General features: G+C 55.5%; 19 protein-coding genes. 14 read left to right on the top strand and 5 right to left on the bottom strand.

Annotation, left to right across the window (positions count from 1 at the left end; all coding sequences use genetic code 11):
* The first annotated feature begins 96 nt into the window (after nucleotides 1–96).
* From folE2 to zigA, 3 genes are read left to right on the top strand one after another with little or no spacing between them, the layout of a single operon-like run.
* Entirely contained in the window at nucleotides 97–1,026 is a 930-nt protein-coding gene (gene folE2 / locus AC1RKG_RS03340; protein ID WP_493182026.1) for a GTP cyclohydrolase FolE2, read from the top strand.
* Nucleotides 1,016–1,576: an LbetaH domain-containing protein gene (locus tag AC1RKG_RS03335; RefSeq protein WP_130016722.1), complete on the top strand. Its 561-nt coding sequence runs from the start codon at nucleotides 1,016–1,018 to the stop codon at nucleotides 1,574–1,576. The genes folE2 and AC1RKG_RS03335 overlap by 11 nt, the downstream gene beginning before the upstream one ends.
* 12 nt (nucleotides 1,577–1,588) lie before the next feature.
* Nucleotides 1,589–2,776, top strand: coding sequence for a zinc metallochaperone GTPase ZigA (zigA, locus tag AC1RKG_RS03330; RefSeq protein WP_115058715.1), 1,188 nt, complete (start codon nucleotides 1,589–1,591; stop codon nucleotides 2,774–2,776).
* A 193-nt stretch (nucleotides 2,777–2,969) separates the two neighbouring features.
* On the opposite strand, the gene pspF is transcribed toward zigA, so the two are convergent.
* Entirely contained in the window at nucleotides 2,970–3,977 is a 1,008-nt protein-coding gene (gene pspF, locus AC1RKG_RS03325) for a phage shock protein operon transcriptional activator (RefSeq protein ID WP_020827100.1), read from the bottom strand.
* A 184-nt stretch (nucleotides 3,978–4,161) separates the two neighbouring features.
* On the opposite strand from pspF, the gene pspA reads away from it, so the two are divergent.
* The 7 genes from pspA to tyrR all read left to right on the top strand — a co-directional run bounded on the left by pspA (nucleotide 4,162) and on the right by tyrR (nucleotide 10,397).
* A complete protein-coding gene (gene pspA, locus AC1RKG_RS03320) occupies nucleotides 4,162–4,827 on the top strand; it encodes a phage shock protein PspA (protein WP_020827099.1) in 666 nt (221 codons plus the stop codon).
* Between the two features lie 160 nt (nucleotides 4,828–4,987).
* Nucleotides 4,988–5,215, top strand: coding sequence for an envelope stress response membrane protein PspB (gene pspB, locus AC1RKG_RS03315; RefSeq protein WP_012145351.1), 228 nt, complete (start codon nucleotides 4,988–4,990; stop codon nucleotides 5,213–5,215).
* Nucleotides 5,215–5,574 carry an envelope stress response membrane protein PspC gene (gene pspC, locus AC1RKG_RS03310; RefSeq protein WP_020827098.1) on the top strand — a complete coding sequence of 120 codons (360 nt, stop codon included), beginning with the start codon at nucleotides 5,215–5,217 and terminating at the stop codon, nucleotides 5,572–5,574. The genes pspB and pspC overlap by 1 nt, the downstream gene beginning before the upstream one ends.
* 96 nt (nucleotides 5,575–5,670) lie before the next feature.
* The gene (gene pspD, locus AC1RKG_RS03305; RefSeq protein WP_048758703.1) at nucleotides 5,671–5,919 is read left to right on the top strand and encodes a phage shock protein PspD; all 249 of its coding nucleotides are present in this window, start codon (nucleotides 5,671–5,673) and stop codon (nucleotides 5,917–5,919) included.
* Nucleotides 5,920–6,041: 122 nt separating this feature from the next.
* The gene (locus AC1RKG_RS03300; RefSeq protein WP_493182022.1) at nucleotides 6,042–7,439 is read left to right on the top strand and encodes a YcjX family GTP-binding protein; all 1,398 of its coding nucleotides are present in this window, start codon (nucleotides 6,042–6,044) and stop codon (nucleotides 7,437–7,439) included.
* Nucleotides 7,436–8,497, top strand: a complete 1,062-nt coding sequence (locus AC1RKG_RS03295; protein ID WP_115058718.1) for a YcjF family protein — start codon at nucleotides 7,436–7,438, stop codon at nucleotides 8,495–8,497. Before AC1RKG_RS03300 ends, AC1RKG_RS03295 begins: the two co-directional genes overlap by 4 nt.
* Before the next feature lie 328 nt (nucleotides 8,498–8,825).
* Nucleotides 8,826–10,397: a transcriptional regulator TyrR gene (gene tyrR, locus AC1RKG_RS03290; protein ID WP_493182020.1), complete on the top strand. Its 1,572-nt coding sequence runs from the start codon at nucleotides 8,826–8,828 to the stop codon at nucleotides 10,395–10,397.
* 72 nt (nucleotides 10,398–10,469) lie between these two features.
* Here the strand turns inward: tyrR and tpx are convergent, their stop codons facing one another.
* Nucleotides 10,470–10,973, bottom strand: a complete 504-nt coding sequence (gene tpx, locus AC1RKG_RS03285; RefSeq protein ID WP_020827093.1) for a thiol peroxidase — start codon at nucleotides 10,971–10,973, stop codon at nucleotides 10,470–10,472.
* Between the two features lie 224 nt (nucleotides 10,974–11,197).
* Here tpx and ycjG point away from each other — a divergent pair, with 224 nt between their 5' ends.
* Nucleotides 11,198–12,169, top strand: coding sequence for an L-Ala-D/L-Glu epimerase (gene ycjG, locus AC1RKG_RS03280; protein ID WP_493182018.1), 972 nt, complete (start codon nucleotides 11,198–11,200; stop codon nucleotides 12,167–12,169).
* A 5-nt stretch (nucleotides 12,170–12,174) separates the two neighbouring features.
* Here the strand turns inward: ycjG and mpaA are convergent, their stop codons facing one another.
* On the bottom strand, nucleotides 12,175–12,882 hold the full coding sequence (gene mpaA, locus AC1RKG_RS03275) for a murein tripeptide amidase MpaA (protein WP_259218634.1): 708 nt from the start codon (nucleotides 12,880–12,882) through the stop codon (nucleotides 12,175–12,177).
* Between the two features lie 207 nt (nucleotides 12,883–13,089).
* Between mpaA and AC1RKG_RS03270 the strand changes: the two genes are divergently transcribed.
* Together AC1RKG_RS03270 and AC1RKG_RS03265 are read left to right on the top strand one after the other, a co-directional pair.
* Nucleotides 13,090–13,440 carry a hypothetical protein gene (locus AC1RKG_RS03270; protein WP_020827090.1) on the top strand — a complete coding sequence of 117 codons (351 nt, stop codon included), beginning with the start codon at nucleotides 13,090–13,092 and terminating at the stop codon, nucleotides 13,438–13,440.
* A gap of 158 nt (nucleotides 13,441–13,598) precedes the next feature.
* Nucleotides 13,599–15,236 carry a peptide ABC transporter substrate-binding protein gene (locus tag AC1RKG_RS03265; RefSeq protein ID WP_493182016.1) on the top strand — a complete coding sequence of 546 codons (1,638 nt, stop codon included), beginning with the start codon at nucleotides 13,599–13,601 and terminating at the stop codon, nucleotides 15,234–15,236.
* A gap of 171 nt (nucleotides 15,237–15,407) precedes the next feature.
* Here the strand turns inward: AC1RKG_RS03265 and AC1RKG_RS03260 are convergent, their stop codons facing one another.
* Entirely contained in the window at nucleotides 15,408–15,656 is a 249-nt protein-coding gene (locus tag AC1RKG_RS03260) for a hypothetical protein (RefSeq protein ID WP_048758711.1), read from the bottom strand.
* 193 nt (nucleotides 15,657–15,849) lie between these two features.
* Nucleotides 15,850–16,932, bottom strand: coding sequence for a hypothetical protein (locus tag AC1RKG_RS03255; RefSeq protein WP_493182014.1), 1,083 nt, complete (start codon nucleotides 16,930–16,932; stop codon nucleotides 15,850–15,852).
* Between the two features lie 146 nt (nucleotides 16,933–17,078).
* Here AC1RKG_RS03255 and zntB point away from each other — a divergent pair, with 146 nt between their 5' ends.
* Complete coding sequence (zntB, locus tag AC1RKG_RS03250) at nucleotides 17,079–18,062, top strand: zinc transporter ZntB (protein ID WP_020827086.1); 984 nt, start codon at nucleotides 17,079–17,081, stop codon at nucleotides 18,060–18,062.
* The last annotated feature ends 58 nt before the right edge of the window (nucleotides 18,063–18,120 follow it).

The following is an 18,120-nucleotide window of genomic DNA, read 5'->3' as shown; positions in this document are numbered from 1 at the left end:
GGCACTCCAGACAAAAAAGTTACAATTGATACGTTATAACATAACAAAATCATGTTACCGTTCCCTGGCAATGTACTGATAATAGCAAGGGGATGTATGAACAAGGTTGCACTTCCACCACGCCAGCCGCTGCCCGACGCGCAGGCCTGGCAGGGCGCAATGAGTGATGTCGGGCTCGATTGGGTCGGGATGCAAGGGATAGCGTTGCCGCTGGAGTTGGCTGGAAAGCCGTTGATGGCAAGGGTCAACGCCGGGATCAATTTGCGCGCCGGCAGCCAAGGTGCGCGGGGTATACACATGTCGCGGCTGTATCTGGCGCTGGATGAGTTAACCCAGGGCGAACTGACGCCGCAACGCATTGCCGATCAACTGCACGCTTTTTTGGCATCGCAGCCGGAAAACAGCGACCGCGCCAGCCTGCACATCAGCGGTGAGCTGCTGTTGTCGCGTCCGGCGCTGCTTTCGCCACACCGGGGCTGGAAAGCCTACCCGCTGGAAATTAGTGCCTCGCTGGCAAGCACACTCACCCTGACGCTGACGGTGGGCGTGCCCTATTCGTCCACTTGTCCGAGTTCGGCGGCGCTCAGTCGTCAATTGGCGCAGCAGCAGTTTCAGTTTGATTTCGAACATTCGGCGCAAAAGGTCGACCAGCAGCAGGTCATCAACTGGCTGGGCGATCACGGTATGCCGGGGACGCCTCACAGTCAGCGTAGCTGGGCCTGGGTGACGGTGACGCTCAATGAGCGCGAAACGGCATTGCCGGTGGTCAACCTGATAGATCGTATCGAGCACGCGCTGGGCACGCCGTTGCAGACGCTGGTGAAACGCAGTGACGAGCAGGCGTTTGCCCTGGCTAACGGCCAGAACCTGATGTTCTGCGAAGATGCCGCTCGCCGCCTGTACCGAATGCTGCGTAGCCAGTGCAGCCACCGCGCCTTTTCGCTGCGGGTCGAACATCAGGAAAGCCTGCATGCCCACAATGCCGTGGCGGAGTTGAGCTGGCGGGAGGAGCAGGATGCTGCGTAAAAACCCCAGTGGACACCTGCCGCAGGTCTCACCGCAGGCCTATATCGATCCTACCGCGATAATCTGCGGCCGGGTGATTATCGAGGAGTTTGTCTACGTTGGGCCGTACGCGGTGATCCGTGCCGACGAACTCAATGCGGCCGGAGATATGGAACCGATCGTGATCGGCTCTCATTCCAATATTCAGGATGGCGTGGTGATCCACTCGAAAAGCGGCGCGGCGGTTACCATCGGCCGCTTCAGCTCCATCGCCCATCGCGCCATTGTCCATGGGCCGTGCTGCATCGAAGACCGGGTGTTTATCGGTTTCAACAGCGTGTTGTTCAACTGTCACATCGGTTCCGGCTGCGTGGTGCGCTACAACGCGGTGGTGGATGGCGTGACGTTGCCGCAGAACCTGTATATCCCGTCAACCGAACGCGTCGGCGCCGACAGCGATCTGTCGCTTTACCGGCAGGTCGATCGCGGCGCACTGCAATTTTCTGAAGAAGTCGCCGCCACCAACGTTGAACTGGTGCGCGGTTACCAGGCATTACGCAATGAGTTTTGAGTGAGGAATCCCATGAATCCATTACCCGTAACCGTGCTTTCCGGCTTTCTCGGCGCCGGTAAAACGACGGTATTGAACCATATTTTGAACAATCGTCAGGGCATGCGCGTGGCGGTTATCGTCAACGACATGAGCGAAGTCAACATTGACGCTGCGCTGGTCGAGAACGAAGTCCAGCTCGATCGCCAGCAGGAAAAATTGGTGGAGATGAGCAATGGCTGCATCTGCTGCACGCTGCGCGAAGACCTGCTGATTTCGGTACGCGAACTGGCGCAGGCCGGGCGCTTCGATTACCTGCTGATCGAATCCAGCGGCATTTCCGAACCTTTGCCGGTGGCGGAAACCTTTACCTTTGAGGACGAACAGGGGGAAAGCCTGTCGCAATTTGCAAGGCTGGATACCTTGGTCACCGTGGTGGACGGGGTTAATTTTATCCAGCAGTACCAGCAGGCGCAGACGCTGCAGGAGGCCGGTCAAAGCCTGGGCGAGGACGATCTGCGCAGCGTTGCGGATCTGTTGATCGAACAGATTGAGTTCTGTGACGTGATGCTGGTAAGCAAAACCGACCTGCTGACGCCAGAACAGCAGGGAGAAGTGATGGCGCTGCTGACCAGTTTGAATCCGGATGCCCGTATTCTGCCCATATCGCCAGGCAAATTGCCGCTGGAGGCGGTATTGAACACCAACAGTTTCAGCTTCGACAAAGCGCAGCAGGCGCCGGGCTGGTTGAAGGAGCTACGCGGCGAGCACCTGCCCGAAACCGAAAACTACGGGATCAGCAGCTTTGTTTATCAGGCGCGCCGTCCCTTTGCGCCGGACAAATTCTACCGGGTGATCAACGGTGACTGGGGCGGTGGCAAGCTACTGCGTTCCAAAGGGTTCTTTTGGCTGGCGACGCGCCCGCGTCAGGCCGGGCAGTGGAGCCAGGCGGGAGGGATTGCTCATTATGGGCTGGCAGGCACCTTCTGGCGCGCCATAGCGCAAGATAGATGGCCGGAAGATGAAGAGACGAGGGCGCAGATTATGGAGAAATGGGTGGAGCCCTTCGGTGACATGCGCCAGGAGTTGGTGTTCATCGGCCAGCATTTGCAGCAGGCCAAAATAACGCGTTTGCTGGACGCTTGCCTGCTAAACGATGAGGAAATGGCCGCCGGGGTGGATTACTGGCACGAGATGGCCGACCCCTTCCCTGAGTGGTAATTGCACAATGACAGTGTGGTAATGAGAAAAATTCTCAACAAAGTACTTTACAGATGATACTGATAACTATTATCATCGCTTGGCAGTTCACGGAAGGCCACTCCCTGTGGTTCTGCTGTGAAAGGCACGACATTGCTCACATTGCTTCCAGTGTTTTTTAAGCCAGCTCGGGTGCTGGCTTTTTTTTTGCCCGCTATTCGTCGTCCGCCTCGCCATTTTGCAGTAACGCATGTTTTTTTAGCATGCCGCGTAGCTGGTGGTAGGTCAGCCCCAGCAACTCCGCCGCTTTACGTTGGTTAAACCTTCCCTGTTGCAGTGCCGCTTCGATCAAAGACTTCTCCTGCGCCAATTGCCAGGCTTTTAAATCCAGCGGCAGTACCGGCAGGCCATCATGCGCTTCGGCCTCTACAGGCAATGGCACACTTTCCCGCTGGGCGAACGGGTTGATGACGATGTTATCCAGCGCTTCCGCGCTGGTGCCGTGGCGGTAGACCGAACGCTCCACCACGTTTTTCAATTCGCGTACGTTGCCTGGCCAGTGATAGCCGAGCAGGGTATCTCTGGCACGCTCGGTAAAGCCAGGAAACAGCGGCAACGACAGCTCACGACACATCTGGATCGCAAAGTGTTCGGCCAGCAACATGATGTCTTGCTGACGCCGGCGCAGCGGCGGCAACTGCACCACGTCGAACGCCAGGCGGTCCAGCAGGTCGGCGCGGAATTTTCCTGCCGCCGCCAGCGCGGGCAAGTCGTCGTTGGTGGCACACACCAGCCGGACATCGACCTGCAGCGGTTGGCTACCGCCGACGCGTTCCAGATGGCCGTATTCAATCACCCGCAGCAATTTTTCCTGTACCAGCATCGGCGCGGTCGCCAGTTCATCGAGAAACAAAGTGCCGCCGTCGGCACGTTCAAAGCGACCCAGGTGGCGTTTCTGCGCACCGGTAAAAGCTCCGGCCTCGTGGCCGAACAGTTCCGAATCCAGCAGGTTCTCATTCAGCGCCGCGCAGTTAAGCGAGATAAATGGCCCTTGCCAACGGTTGGAGAGGTAATGTAAACGGTGGGCGATCAACTCCTTACCGGTTCCGCGCTCACCAATAACCAACACCGGCTTGTTCAACTTTGCCAGTTGCGAGACTTGCTCTAATACTTCGACAAAGGCGTTTGCTTCGCCCAGCAGGTTTTCTAACTGTTCGCTCATGATGAAATTCGCCAATGTTTGGTGAAAATAATCACTCTACAGGATGCGTTCAGAGAGTCAAAAATAAATAGTCTTTATTATTCAACGAAATAAAAGTTGGCACGGGTTTTGATTAAGTCTTTGGGCAATCTGCATGATTTAACGCGGCGCTTCAGACGCCATCAGAACCAAGAGGAAGTGAATTATGGGTATTTTTTCTCGTTTTGCCGACATCGTGAACGCCAACATCAATACGCTGCTGGATAAGGCAGAAGATCCGCAAAAACTGGTGCGGTTGATGATCCAAGAGATGGAAGACACGCTGGTCGAAGTCCGTTCTACCTCAGCGCGTGCGCTGGCGGAGAAAAAGCAGCTGTTACGCCGTATCGAGCAGGGTGAAAACCAACTGAGCGACTGGCAGGACAAAGCCGAACTGGCGCTGCGTAAAGATAAAGAAGATCTGGCCCGTGCGGCGCTGATCGAAAAACAAAAAGTGGCCGACCTGATCTCTACGCTGACTCATGAAGTCTCGACCGTAGAAGAAACCCTGGCCCGCATGAAAAGCGAAATCGGCGAGCTGGAAAACAAGCTGACCGAAACACGCGCACGCCAACAAGCACTGACATTGCGTCATCAGGCGGCGTCGTCTTCCCGCGAAGTGCGTCGTCAGCTCGACAGCGGCAAACTCGATGAGGCAATGGCGCGTTTCGAGCAGTTCGAACGTCGCATTGACCATATGGAAGCCGAAGCGGAAAGCGTCAGCATCGGTAAAAAGAAGTCTCTGGATCAAGAGTTTGCCGAGCTGAAAGCCGACGACGCCATCAGCGAGCAGTTAGCGGCGCTGAAAGCAAAAATGAATCGTTCCGAGTAAGGCAATAAAGGTTTTGAAAATAAATCAGGAAAATCAATTTATTGATTTTCGGCTGATAACACAAAGGGGGAAAAACCACGCTTTTATCCCCCTTTGTCAATAACCTGGGCGGCCACGGTAGGGTGGCCGCCCACCAAAGACGCATTAAGAAGGAAAAGAAATGAGTGCTCTATTACTTGCCATTCCGTTGACAATCTTTGTGTTGTTTGTCGCACCGATTTGGCTTTGGCTGCATTACAGCAATCGGCAACAAAACGGCATTCAACTGAGCCATCAGGAAATGCAGCGTCTGGCACAGCTGGCAGAAGATGCCAAGCGTATGCGTGAACGCATTCAGGCGCTGGAAGAGATCCTCGATGCAGAACACCCGAACTGGAGACAGTCTTGATGAACAACACTCTGGGCAGTAAAAAGCTTTATCGCGTACCTGAAGAAGGGATGGTGAAGGGCGTCTGCGCCGGTCTGGCCCATTATTTCGACGTGCCGGTACGCCTGATCCGGGTGATCGTGGTGTTATCGATGTTCTTCGGGCTGTTTTTCTTCACCCTGATTGCTTATTTCGCGCTGGTGTTCGTGTTGGATGAAGCGCCGGCCAGCCGTTTTGACGGCGAACAGCAAAAAACGCCGCGTCAGTTGCTCGACCAACTTGAATATCAACTGGGCAGCGGCGAACAACAGCTGCGACAGGTTGAGCGTTACGTCACGTCGGACACTTTCGGCGTACAGAGCCGTTTCCGCAAGCTTTAACCCGCCCCGCATGCTATGGCCTGCGCCGTGCGCAGGTCAGGCATTGCACCCGTCATCATCCTTTATTGACCCGAACTGTGCCGGAGGGCATTGATAATGAACAAAACCTATGCCGCAAGCGCCGCTAAAACCGGTGGATTTAAACGAGGAGCAGGTGCAATGTTGAAGACAGTGTCTAAAGTCATCATCATAGCGTTACTGAATTACGGCCCGGCAGGGGCGGCCGGCTGGCTGCTGCGGACTGTGGGTCGCAAACCGATTCGCTTTGTATTGGCGCTGGTGCTGGAACCTCTGTTCCGCAAAGGCCTGAACAAGGTGTTTGGGCGTTATACCCGTCATACTTGAAGCTGCCTCTTTGTTGGCTGCGCTTGCCCGCCCTGGTCACATAGTGCGCTATGCTTCCAGGACTTACAAACTGGCCGCCGCGATGCAACTCCAATTATTTAGGGCCTATGCCAAGGAGAACAATGAAACGACTGCAAAATGAGTTAACGTCGCTGGTCAACCGCGGAATGGATCGCCATCTGCGCCTGGCGGTGACCGGTCTGAGCCGTAGCGGCAAAACCGCCTTTATCACCGCTTTCGTCAACCAATTGCTGCACGTTCACAGCGGTGCGCGCATGCCGCTGTTCTCGCCGGTGCGTGAAGAGCGCCTGCTGGGCGTGAAGCGCATTCCGCAGCGCGATCTCGGCATTCAACGTTTTACCTATGATGAAGGGTTGGCGCAGCTGTATGGCACACCGCCGAGCTGGCCGACCCCGACGCGTGGCGTCAGCGAAATTCGCCTGGCGCTGCGTTACCGCTCCAACGATTCACTGCTGCGTCATTTCAAAGACACGTCGACCCTGTACCTGGAAATCGTCGATTATCCCGGCGAGTGGTTGCTGGACCTGCCGATGCTGGAGCAGGACTATCTGGCCTGGTCGCGGCAAATGGCCGGCCTGCTGCAGTGCGATCGCGCCGAGTGGGCCAAGCCTTGGCTGGCGCTGTGCAAAAGCTGCGATCCGCTGGCTCCGGCGGATGAAAACAAACTGGCGGCTATGGCCCAGGCCTACACCGACTATCTCCTGCGTTGCAAAAGTGAAGGGCTGCACTTTATTCAGCCGGGGCGCTTTGTCCTGCCGGGGGATCTGGCCGGCGCGCCGGCGTTGCAGTTTTTCCCGTGGCCGAATGTGGACGCTCAGGGGGAATCGAAGCTGGCGCAGGCGGATAAACACAGCAATATCGGCATGCTGCGTGCGCGTTTCAATTATTACTGCCAGTCGATCGTCAAAAACTTTTATAAAGAGCATTTTGTCCGTTTCGACCGCCAAATCGTGTTGGTGGACTGCTTGCAGCCGCTCAATAGCGGCCCGCAGGCGTTTAACGACATGCGCCTGGCGCTGACCCAGTTGATGCAGAGTTTCCACTATGGCAAGCGCACGCTGTTTCGCCGGTTGTTTTCGCCGACCATCGACAAGCTGATGTTCGCCGCCACCAAAGCCGACCATATTACCGCCGACCAGCACGCCAATCTGGTGTCGCTGCTGCAGCAGTTGGTGCAGGAAGCGTGGCAGAACGCCGCGTTTGAAGGCATCAGCATGGACTGTGTTGGGCTGGCCTCGGTACAGGCTACCGAGAGCGGTATCGTTGATCATCAGGGGCAGCGCATCCCGGCGTTAAAAGGCAATCGTCTGAACGACGGAGCGCCGCTGACGGTTTTCCCCGGCGAAGTGCCGGCGCGCCTGCCAGGGCCGGCGTTTTGGCAAAACCAGGGCTTCCATTTCGATGAGTTTCGTCCACGCGCCATGAGCGTGGACAGCCCGTTGCCACATATTCGCCTGGACGCGGTGATGGAGTTTCTACTGGGAGATAAATTGCGATGAGCGAGCCGATAAAACCGCGTATCGATTTTGAACAACCGCTGCAACCGCCGCAGGAGCCCGTGCTGCGTGCTAACGTCGCTTTCGACGAACAGCAGGCGGAAAGCTTTTTCCCGGCGGCGCCGGAGCTGCAGCAGGAAGACGAAGAGGGGCGCGCCGAAGGCATCGTCAATGCGGCCCTGAAACCCAAACGCAGCCTGTGGCGCAAAATGGTCACTGCCGGGCTGGCGCTGTTTGGCGTCAGCGTAGTGGCGCAGGGCGTACAGTGGGTACATACCGCCTGGGTGCAGCAGGATTGGATTGCCATGGGCGGTGGCGTAGCGGGTGGCTTGATCGTTTTTGCCGGGGTGGGGTCGGTGGTGACCGAATGGCGCCGGTTATACCGTCTGCGTCAGCGTGCCGAAGAGCGAGATGTGGCTCGAGAACTACTGCACAGCCACGGTTTGGGCAAAGGGCGGGAGTTCTGCGAGAAGTTGGCGCGTCAGGCCGGTCTGGATCAAGGGCATCCGGCGTTGCAGCGCTGGCAGGCCTCGCTGCATGAAACCCAAAACGACCGTGAAGTGGTGGCGCTGTACGCCAAACTGGTGCAGCCGGTGCTGGACAACCAGGCCCGGCGTGAAATCAGCCGTTCGGCCGCGGAATCCACGTTAATGATTGCCGTCAGCCCGCTGGCGCTGGTGGATATGGCGTTTATCGCCTGGCGCAATATTCGTCTTATCAACCGCATCGCGGCGCTGTATGGCATCGAACTGGGCTACTTTAGTCGTCTGCGGCTATTCCGCCTGGTGCTGTTGAACATTGCCTTTGCCGGTGCGTCCGAACTGGTGCGCGAAGTGGGGATGGACTGGATGTCGCAAGATCTGGCGGCTCGCTTGTCTGCCCGTGCAGCACAGGGGATCGGTGCCGGTTTGCTGACCGCGCGGCTAGGCATCAAGGCGATGGAGCTGTGCCGTCCACTGCCTTGGCTGGAAGGTGAGAAACCCAAACTGGGTGATTTCCGCAGCCAATTGGTCGGCCAACTGAAAGAAACCATGAAGAAAGGCGACAGCAAAGCCAAATAATCTCCTCACGGCGTCCATTTGGGCGCCGTGCTTCCTTTCTGCCTTTGTCACGCCGTGCAAAGCCAATACGTAACCTTCACTTGACGAAAGACGATCCCCCTGCAAATACATTATATTTATCTGCAAATTTATTGGCGGTTGTGATAACTCTCTGCCGATCAGCTAAAATGACGCCGATGGTGTGATTCACTTGCGTTTAAAAACATCAACAACAGCGATAAATCAGAGTTCTGTCAACTTTTGCTGACAGATTGCTTCTACCGTTCGGGGTGAGAGAGTATCATCATTGCCAGTCATCCCCGCACCTGCAGAGATAAGGCCAATACTGATGCGTTTGGAAGTTTTTTGCGAAGACCGAATCGGTCTGACTCGAGAGTTACTCGATCTTTTGGTATTGCGCAGCATAGATTTACGTGGCATCGAAATCGATCCCATCGGCCGCATTTACCTCAATTTTTCCCAGCTGGATTTTGACACCTTCCGTGCCTTGATGGCAGAGATCCGCCGCATCGCCGGCGTGACCGACGTACGCACCGTGAATTTCATGCCGTCCGAGCGTGAGCACCGCGCCCTGCGGGCGTTGCTGGAGTCGATGCCGGAACCGGTCTTCTCGATAGATATGAAGGGCAAGGTCGAGCTGGCTAACCCGGCGGCTCAGGCGCTGTTCGGTTTCAGCGAAGACAAAATCCGCAACCAGACCGCCACTTCCTTGATTGGCGGTTATAACTTCAGCCGCTGGCTGGAGAGCGAACAGGCGACTCCGCAATCTGAGCGGGTGGTGATCCGCAGTCAGGATTTCCTGATGGATATCACCCCCATCTATCTGGAAGACGAAAACCAGCAGAAAGATACCGTCGGCGCGGTTGTGATGCTGAAGTCCACGGCGCGCATGGGCCGTCAGCTACAGAACTTGTCGGTGAACGACGATACCGAATTTGATCACATCGTCGCCGCCAGCCCGAAAATGCGCCAGGTGCTGGATCAGGCGCGCAAGCTGGCGATGTTGGATGCGCCACTGTTGATTGTCGGGGATACCGGTACCGGTAAAGATATCCTGGCCCGGGCCTGTCACCTGCGCAGTCCGCGCGGCAAGCAGCCGTTCCTGGCGCTAAACTGTGCCGCTTTGCCGGACGACGTAGCGGAAAGCGAGCTGTTCGGCCATGCGCCGGGCGCTTACCCCAATGCACTGGAAGGCAAGAAGGGCTTCTTCGAGCAGGCACACGGCGGTTCGGTATTGCTCGATGAAATCGGTGAAATGTCGCCGCGCATGCAGACCAAACTGCTGCGCTTTATTAACGACGGCACTTTCCGCCGGGTTGGCGAAGAACACGAAGTGCATGTCGATGTACGCGTGATCTGCGCGACGCAGAAAAACCTGACCGAACTGGTGCAACGCGGTGAGTTCCGTGAGGACTTGTATTATCGCCTTAACGTACTGACCATTACCCTTCCGCCGCTGCGTGAGCGTCCGCAGGACATCATGCCGCTGACCGAACTGTTCGTGGCGCGCTTTGCCGATGAGCAGGGCGTTGCGCGGCCGAAATTGTCCAACGATCTGGGCAGCTTCCTCAGCAAATACGGCTGGCCGGGCAACGTGCGGCAGTTGAAGAACGCCATCTATCGCGCGCTGACGCAAACGGAAGGTTTCGAACTTCGTCCGCAAGATATCGTTCTGCCGGAATTTGAAGTTGAAATGTCATTGGGCGATGAAGTGTTGGACGGCTCGCTTGACGACATCAGCAAGCGTTTTGAACGCTCGGTGTTGACGCGACTGTACCGCACTTATCCAAGCACGCGAAAGCTGGCGAAACGCCTGGGGGTTTCACATACCGCGATCGCCAACAAGCTGCGCGAGTATGGTCTTAGCAGCCGCAAGCCGGCTGGGGAAAGCGAAGAGTAAAAAGAATGGGCGCCTTAGGCGCCCATTTTAATACTTGGCTATCAGAGCCCGGCATTCGCGGGCCTTATGACATTACTTCAATGCAGCCAGCGCCGCGTCATAGTCTGGTTCGTTGGTGATTTCATTCACCAGCTCGCTGTACAACACGTTATCCTGGCCATCCAGCACCACGACCGCACGTGCAGTCAGACCGGCCAGTGGGCCCTCGGCGATTTCAACGCCGTAGGCTTGTTTGAATTCTGCACCGCGCAGAGTGGACAGGGTCACCACGTTGCTCAGGCCTTCCGCGCCACAGAAACGTGACTGTGCGAACGGCAGGTCGGATGAAATGCACAACACGACGGTGTTATCCAGGCCGCTGGCCAACTGGTTGAATTTACGCACTGAAGTCGCACAAACGCCGGTATCGATGCTTGGGAAAATGTTCAGAACTTTGCGTTGACCCGCGAAGCTGCTCAGCGCCACATCTGACAGGTCTTTGGCAACCAGAGAGAAGGCTTTGGCTTGTTCGCCGGACTGTGGCAGATGGCCTGCAACGCTAACCGGGTTGCCTTGAAAATGTACTGTCTGAGTCATTAGCTTGATTCCTTTTACAGGTGTTTATACAAAGGGCATGAGCCTAATGAAAAGGGACTTTACGCCGCGCTTAACATTAGGTTCACACCCTGGCATCAGTTTATGTCAACAATTGCGGGTTGGATATATAAAGTTTGCTAAATAGTTGTATATATTAGGTTGTGTCCAGAATTTATCCTTCTGGTCGCCCTTGTTTATGCGCAATTTTCGCCTCAGGAGCCGTTATGAGAAGCATGCGTTTTTACCCAGAAGCCTGGCCGCTGCATACTGCCTTTGTGATAGCTCGCGGTAGCCGTACCGAAGCCAAAGTCGTGGTGGTCGAAATTGAACAACAGGGCGTGCGTGCCAGCGGCGAATGTACGCCATATGCGCGTTACGGCGAAAGTGAAGCCTCGGTGATGGCGCAGCTGGCTGAAGTGGCAACGGCTGTGGAACAGGGCGTGACGCGGGAGCAACTGCAGCGGCTAATGCCGGCAGGCGCAGCGCGTAATGCGGTGGATTCTGCACTGTGGGATCTGGAATGTCGCCTGAACGGCCAGAGCCTGTGGCAACGCAGCGAAGTCGTAGAGCCGGAACGCATTGTGATGGCGCAAACCGTCAGCATCGGCTCGCCGGAGGCGATGGCGTTCGCCGCGCGTGAGCTTGAGCAACAAGGGGCCCGGCTGTTGAAAATCAAGCTGGATAACCACCTGATCAGTGAACGACTGGTGGCGATCCGTGCGGCAGTGCCGACGGCCACCTTGATCGTCGACGCCAATGAGTCCTGGCAGGCGGAGGGGTTGGCGGCACGTTGTCAGCTGTTGGCGGATCTGGACGTGGCGATGCTGGAGCAACCGCTGCCGGCGAAGGACGACAGCGCGCTGGAAAACTTTATCCACCCGTTACCGATTTGCGCCGATGAGAGCTGCCACACGCGTAGCGATCTACCGCGGTTGGCCGGTCGCTATCAGATGGTCAATATCAAGCTGGACAAGACCGGCGGTCTGACGGAAGGGTTGGCGTTGGCGGCATTGGCGCGGGAGCAAGGGTTCGCCATCATGCTGGGTTGCATGCTCTGCACTTCTCGAGCGATCGGCGCGGCGTTACCCTTGGCTCCGGGGGCGCGATTCGTCGATTTGGACGGGCCAACCTGGCTGGCGAAGGACGTTGAACCGGGTCTGGATTTCGAATGTGGGGCGATCAACCTCGCCCCGTAACCGACTCAGTCCGGGTAGGTCAGTAACTCCACCATGGCGTCGAGGTAGCTTTCGCTGGCGGCATCGGCAGAGATTGGTGGGAACTCTGCGGTAATGCAGGGCAGCGACAGATCGGCGCACCAACTGCCGAACGATCCCGGCGTCTCGTAACCGACGCTGGTGACCAGTGGCAGGGCAAACTTGTGCGAAAGCCAGACGCCAAGCCGGGAGCTGGCAGGGTCTTCAATACAGGCCAAGGGTTCATGGAAGGAGACTACCCAGCGAGGTTTCAGCCGATGGATCAGGTGGCACAGCGCCTGGGTCTCCGGCTCGGAACCCGGACGACCACCGGTCGAAAGCTTAACGTCCCGAGCCTCCGCCGCGCTGTTCCAGCGATAAACCGTGTCGCCAGAGCGCCAGTTGGCCGCCGGGAAATTGCGATTCAGGTCGACCCCGTTGGCATTGGCGCGCAGCCCCAGTTGGCAGCCGTCCGGGTTGACGGCCAGCACCACATGGTGACGCAACTGATTGGGGGCGATGCTGCGCAGCGCACAGGACAGCGTGACAATAGCGGCACCTTCGTCACCGTGCGTACCGGCGATGATCAGCCCGGTATCCGGGCTACTGATGGCCGCCGGGAAATAGAGCAGCGGTGCGCCCAGCAGCGAACTGCCGTAATTCTCTCCTGCAACGGCCAATTGGCCACGTTCACTGCGCGGTCGATGCTGGATCATGATGCGTTCCCTGATTTAAAGGTCGAGAGTGATTATCATTTTATTCAGTGTATTACGCTTTAGCTGCACTTTCCCAGAGCTATTGTTCAGCTATCGCGCGTTATGTGAACTGTGCGTTAGCGCAGGTAACAATAAAACCCCGCCGGTCAATTCGCTGTTGTTATACTATCGGCAAAGCTAACCCAATAACCAAACAGGGGATTTAACATGCCAGTAGCCAGAATTATTGCCAGCTATAGCGAAAATGAAAAAGATACCATCACGCTGCTGTGCGGCGTGGACGAGGAAAACCAAATCCGCCAGGGTGAATGGTTCGGCGTGGTGAAAAACGACGACGGGCGCGGCGATGAGTCCAACTATCCGTTTACCCTGCACGTCGACTATCAAAAAAACAGCTTCTATCTGGACTATGGCTATGACGATGCCGAGTCACGTCAGATGCAAAAGACCGATATCCATGCCAAGCCGCTGGTGGAGAAAGGCTTCTTCACTATCTTCGATGAAGAAGAGGGCGAAGAATTCAGCTACCGTATCAACAGCATCCATCTTTACGAATAATCCTCGTCGAGATCAAAATGCCCGTGTCGACTTCGTCGTACGGGCATTTTTTATTGCCTGGCCCCCAGTTTTTACATCTTGTCCGCCTGGAACTCTAGGTGAGACTAATCTTGTGCTATAAGATAAAAAATTCAGATGGTTAACGGGGATGAATCAGAATGACGAGAAAAATAATTCAACAGGGTTTTCGTTTGGCGCTGTGTGCGGTAGCGATCGGCGCAGGATTGAGCAGCGCAATGGCGGCGCAGGTTCCCCCGGGTACCACTCTGGCGGAAAAGCAGGAAATTGTTCGCCATATCAAAGATGAGCCTGCTTCGCTCGATCCCATCAAGGCGGTCGGGCTGCCGGAAGCACAATTGGCGCGCGATCTTTTTGAAGGTTTGGTGAATCAGGATGCCAACGGCAAAGTGATCCCCGGCGTTGCCACCCGTTGGCAAACCACGGATAACCAAACCTATATTTTCACACTGCGTAAGGACGCGCGCTGGTCTAACGGTGACCCTGTCACGGCAAAAGACTTTGTCTATAGCTGGCAACGCCTGGTCGAACCAAAAAGTCTGTCTCCCTTTGCCTGGTTTGCTCAACTGGCAGGCATCCAGAATGCCGATGAGATCATTACCGGTAAATTGCCAGCGGACAAGCTGGGCGTAACGGCGCTGGATGATTACACCTTAAAAGTACAGTTGAATAAGCCGGTACCCTATTTTGTCAGCCTGACGGCCAACTTCAGCCTGTTCCCGGCGAACAAGGCGGTGGTGGAGAAATTTGGCAATGACTGGACCAAAGTCGGCAATCTGGTGGGCAACGGTGCGTATAAGCTACAGGAGCGGGTGGTCAACGAGAAACTGGTGCTGACGCCCAACGAACACTATTGGGATCACGCGCATACCGTTTTGACCAAAGTGACCTTTGTGCCAATCAACCAGGAATCTAACGCCACTAAACGCTACCTGGCCGGCGATATCGATATCACCGAATCCTTCCCTAAAAACATGTATCAAAAACTGCTGAAAGACATTCCGGATCAGGTGTATACCCCGGACCAACTCGGCACCTATTATTATGCTTTCAACACCCAACGGGCGCCGACCAACGATGTGCGGGTGCGCAAGGCGCTGTCTTACGCGATCGATCGCAAAATTATCGCCGAAAAAGTGTTAGGCACCGGTGAGAAACCGGCTTATCACTTTACGCCGGATGTGACCGCAGGGTTTAAACCGCAAGTGAGTCTGTTGCAACAGCAGCCGCAGACCGAACTGGATGCCCAGGCCAAGGCGCTGATGCAGGCGGCCGGTTATGGCCCTAATAACCCTTTGAAGCTGACGCTGTTGTATAACACTTCAGAAAGCCACCAGAAAATAGCCATCGCCGTGGCCTCAATGTGGAAGAAAACCCTTGGGATCGACGTTAAGTTGCAGAATCAGGAATGGAAAACTTATATCGACAGCCGTAACACCGGCAATTTCGACGTGGTGCGCGCTTCCTGGGTGGGCGATTACAATGAAGCTTCGACCTTCCTGTCGTTGTTGAGCTCCACCCACAGCGGCAACATCGCCAAATTCAAGAGCGCGGATTACGACAAGCTGTTGGCGCAGGCCAGCCGTGAAACCAGCGCCGCGGCCCTGACGGCGGATTACAACAAACTGGAACAGATCATCGCGGAACAGGCGCCGATCGCGCCGATTTACCAATACACCAATGGCCGTCTGATCAAGCCTTGGGTAAAAGGTTACCCGATCACCAATCCGGAAGACGTGGCTTACAGCCAGACGATGTATATTATCAAGCATCAATAACTGCATTTAACCAGGCTCCGTTAATTCGGGGCCTGGTTATCAATATTTGTCGAATAATAAAACAAACCCCAATAGCTTATTTCAGCCAGGGCGATGCTGTCCGTTGAAATAACCGGAGAGCCCTTTATATTCGGCAATGAATAGTGGGTAAAACAGGTCGTTATTTATGCTTTATAAGCTGTCCCGCATGGCATCAACCAGGATGCGGCCGCTCATGTCCGTTTGAGTAATGCGATAGCTGGTTGGGTAAGAACGCCGGGTGCTGAGATGATCGTGCACCGATACCTTGCCAACCTGCGTACCGCTGGCATTCTTAACGATAAACTCGCTGATCTCTTCCTGGCCCTGATTTTGAAAATTAACGCTGCGGATTTTCTCCAGCGTATCGCTGTCGTTTAATTTTAAATGGTCGCGTAACATAACTACCTCCTCGTAGTGAGGGAAGTATATGCCTCTCAAATTTGAGCTGGAACAGCTTTTTGTTAATTTTTTATTGTCATTATGAATTAAGATTGCTGTGAATATGTTAAGTCATAATAATGGCGCGATAGCCAGCGCTTTATTCCACGATATCCGCATTTATCGGTCGGGTTTTATTTCATCTCCGTTATTATTAGTCTGCATTTTTGTTAAATAATACCTGACGCCCAATGGGTGAGGGAAATACGCAGGACACGTCATGTGTACAGTCGGGAACGATCGCTAAATCACGTTTGGCGCGCGGGGCAATAAAACGTCGATCGTAAGCCGCATAGGCGATGCCGCGTTGTAGACGATCGGGGCCTTGCGCCTGTGCCGCACAAGATTTGTCGAGTATTTTGTAGAAGCTGCCTGGCGCGTCGCCGCTGTCCTTTGCGCCAACCATATAGGTGATATTCGCCGTGGCATAGCGTTGGCGTATTGATTCAGTCTGTTGGTCGAGGTAGCTCGGAATAGCCTCAATGCCGTATTTCCAACGATTGACGCTCGGGCAGGCGTCACTGTTAACCTCAACCCAATCGAAGGTGCAGCCCCCTGTTGAATCACAATCTCGCCAATCGACAGGGCGCTCGTTGTTTACCGGCAGCGGTCGGTGACTGTCAAAATAGAGCCAACTGCCGGGGTCGGATATCACAAAGCGCAGTTTTACGCCGGGCGGCGGATTGGCGAAACCGACATAATGCTGTACAAACTGTGCGCCGGCGGAAAACCCTGCAACGGTGACCCAGCGTATCTGCGGCCATTTTACTTTCAATTCGGCAACCAGGCGATCAAGCGCGGCAAACGAGCTGGTTCTTCCCTGGTTGTCCAAACCGCCTTCGATCCAGGAACTGCAACTCCACAGCGCGTCCCCGGCCTGCGCTTGCGGAACGCCGGGAGAATGGCAGCGTGCGGACTGAGCATTACTGACCGGGAACAGCGGGGCGACCAACAGCGCCTGGCCGGTTTTGCCTGCAAGTTGAGCCGCTTTTACCGCGGCGGCCAGGGTTTTCCCCGCATCTCTGGGATGTCCGTGCAGCACGATTAACGCGCTATCTGGTGTGATTACCTGGGGGCGTGCGACAAAGTAGGGCAAATTTCCTGCTGTTGGTCCCAGTTTCACCCGGTATGCGTCGGCAAGGGTGTCGAGTGTGCTATCTGCGGCAAACAGTAGATGAAACGGGGTTGCGATAACCGCCGCTACTGAGGCCAATACCAATGTTCGAGTGGGGGTCATTAAGCACCAGCTTTAAGGTTTGCGCATTATTCCTCCATGTTAGCCTATAAGGCCATTTCGAGCGTAGCATTCGCACGGCTTCATCTTTGATCCGCCTGGCATTAACGCTAGACTCTGAGGTAACTGAAAAGCAAAGAGGATGAGGAATGGAAGTCATTGAGGGGCGCGAGTTACAGGTTCCTGACGCAGTCTATGCCTACCAACTCGATGGTAAGGGCGGTGTAACATCGATTGATTACGATGATAAAGTCACCTGCGATGAGCCTTGCTGGCTGCATCTCGATTATGCGCACCCAGCCAGCGCCGAGTGGCTGGCTACCACACCGCTTTTGCCGGATGCGGTAAGAGAGGCCTTATCCGGGGAGAGTTCCCGGCCGCGCGTCAGCAAGGTGGGCGAAGGCACCATGATCACGCTGCGTAGCATTAACTTTAACGCCAACTCGCGGCCGGATCAGCTGGTCACTATCCGCGTTTACATGACTGATAAACTCATCGTTTCTACCCGCCATCGCAAGGTCTATTCCATTGACCAGGTGGTGAACGATCTGCAAAGCGGCAGTGGGCCAACCAACAGCGGTAACTGGCTGGTGGAGATATCGGACGCATTGACCGACCACGCCAGCGAGTTTATCGAAGATCTGCACGATAAAATCATCGATTTGGAAGATTCGTTACTGGAGCAGCAGGTCCCCGAACGGGGGCAATTGGCGCTGATCCGCAAACAGTTGATTGTGCTGCGTCGTTATATGGCACCACAACGCGACGTGTTCTCGCGTTTAGCCAGCGATCGTTTGCCCTGGATGAATGACGACGATCGTCGCCGCATGCAGGATATTGCCGATCGGCTGGGGCGCGGGCTGGATGACCTGGACGGTAGCATTGCACGTACCGCGATCCTTTCTGACGAAATCACCACGGTAATGGCCGATGCCATGAACCGCCGCACCTACACCATGTCGCTCCTGGCGATGGTGTTTTTGCCTACGACCTTTTTGACTGGTTTGTTCGGCGTCAACCTGGGCGGGATCCCTGGGGGCGGTAATCCATTCGGCTTTGCGGCATTTTGCCTGATGCTGGCCGGATTGGTGTTCGGCGTGGGCTGGTGGCTGAAGCGACGGCGTTGGTTGTAGCCAAAAAGAGGTAAAACCCCGGTTAACATTGAGCGATATCAACTTTTGTCGGGGGGAA

Source organism: Serratia sp. GW822-FHT06D09 (assembly GCF_058799515.1).
The sequence above is the reverse complement of the archived record's forward strand: the minus strand, read 5'-3'. Positions and strand labels throughout refer to the sequence as shown.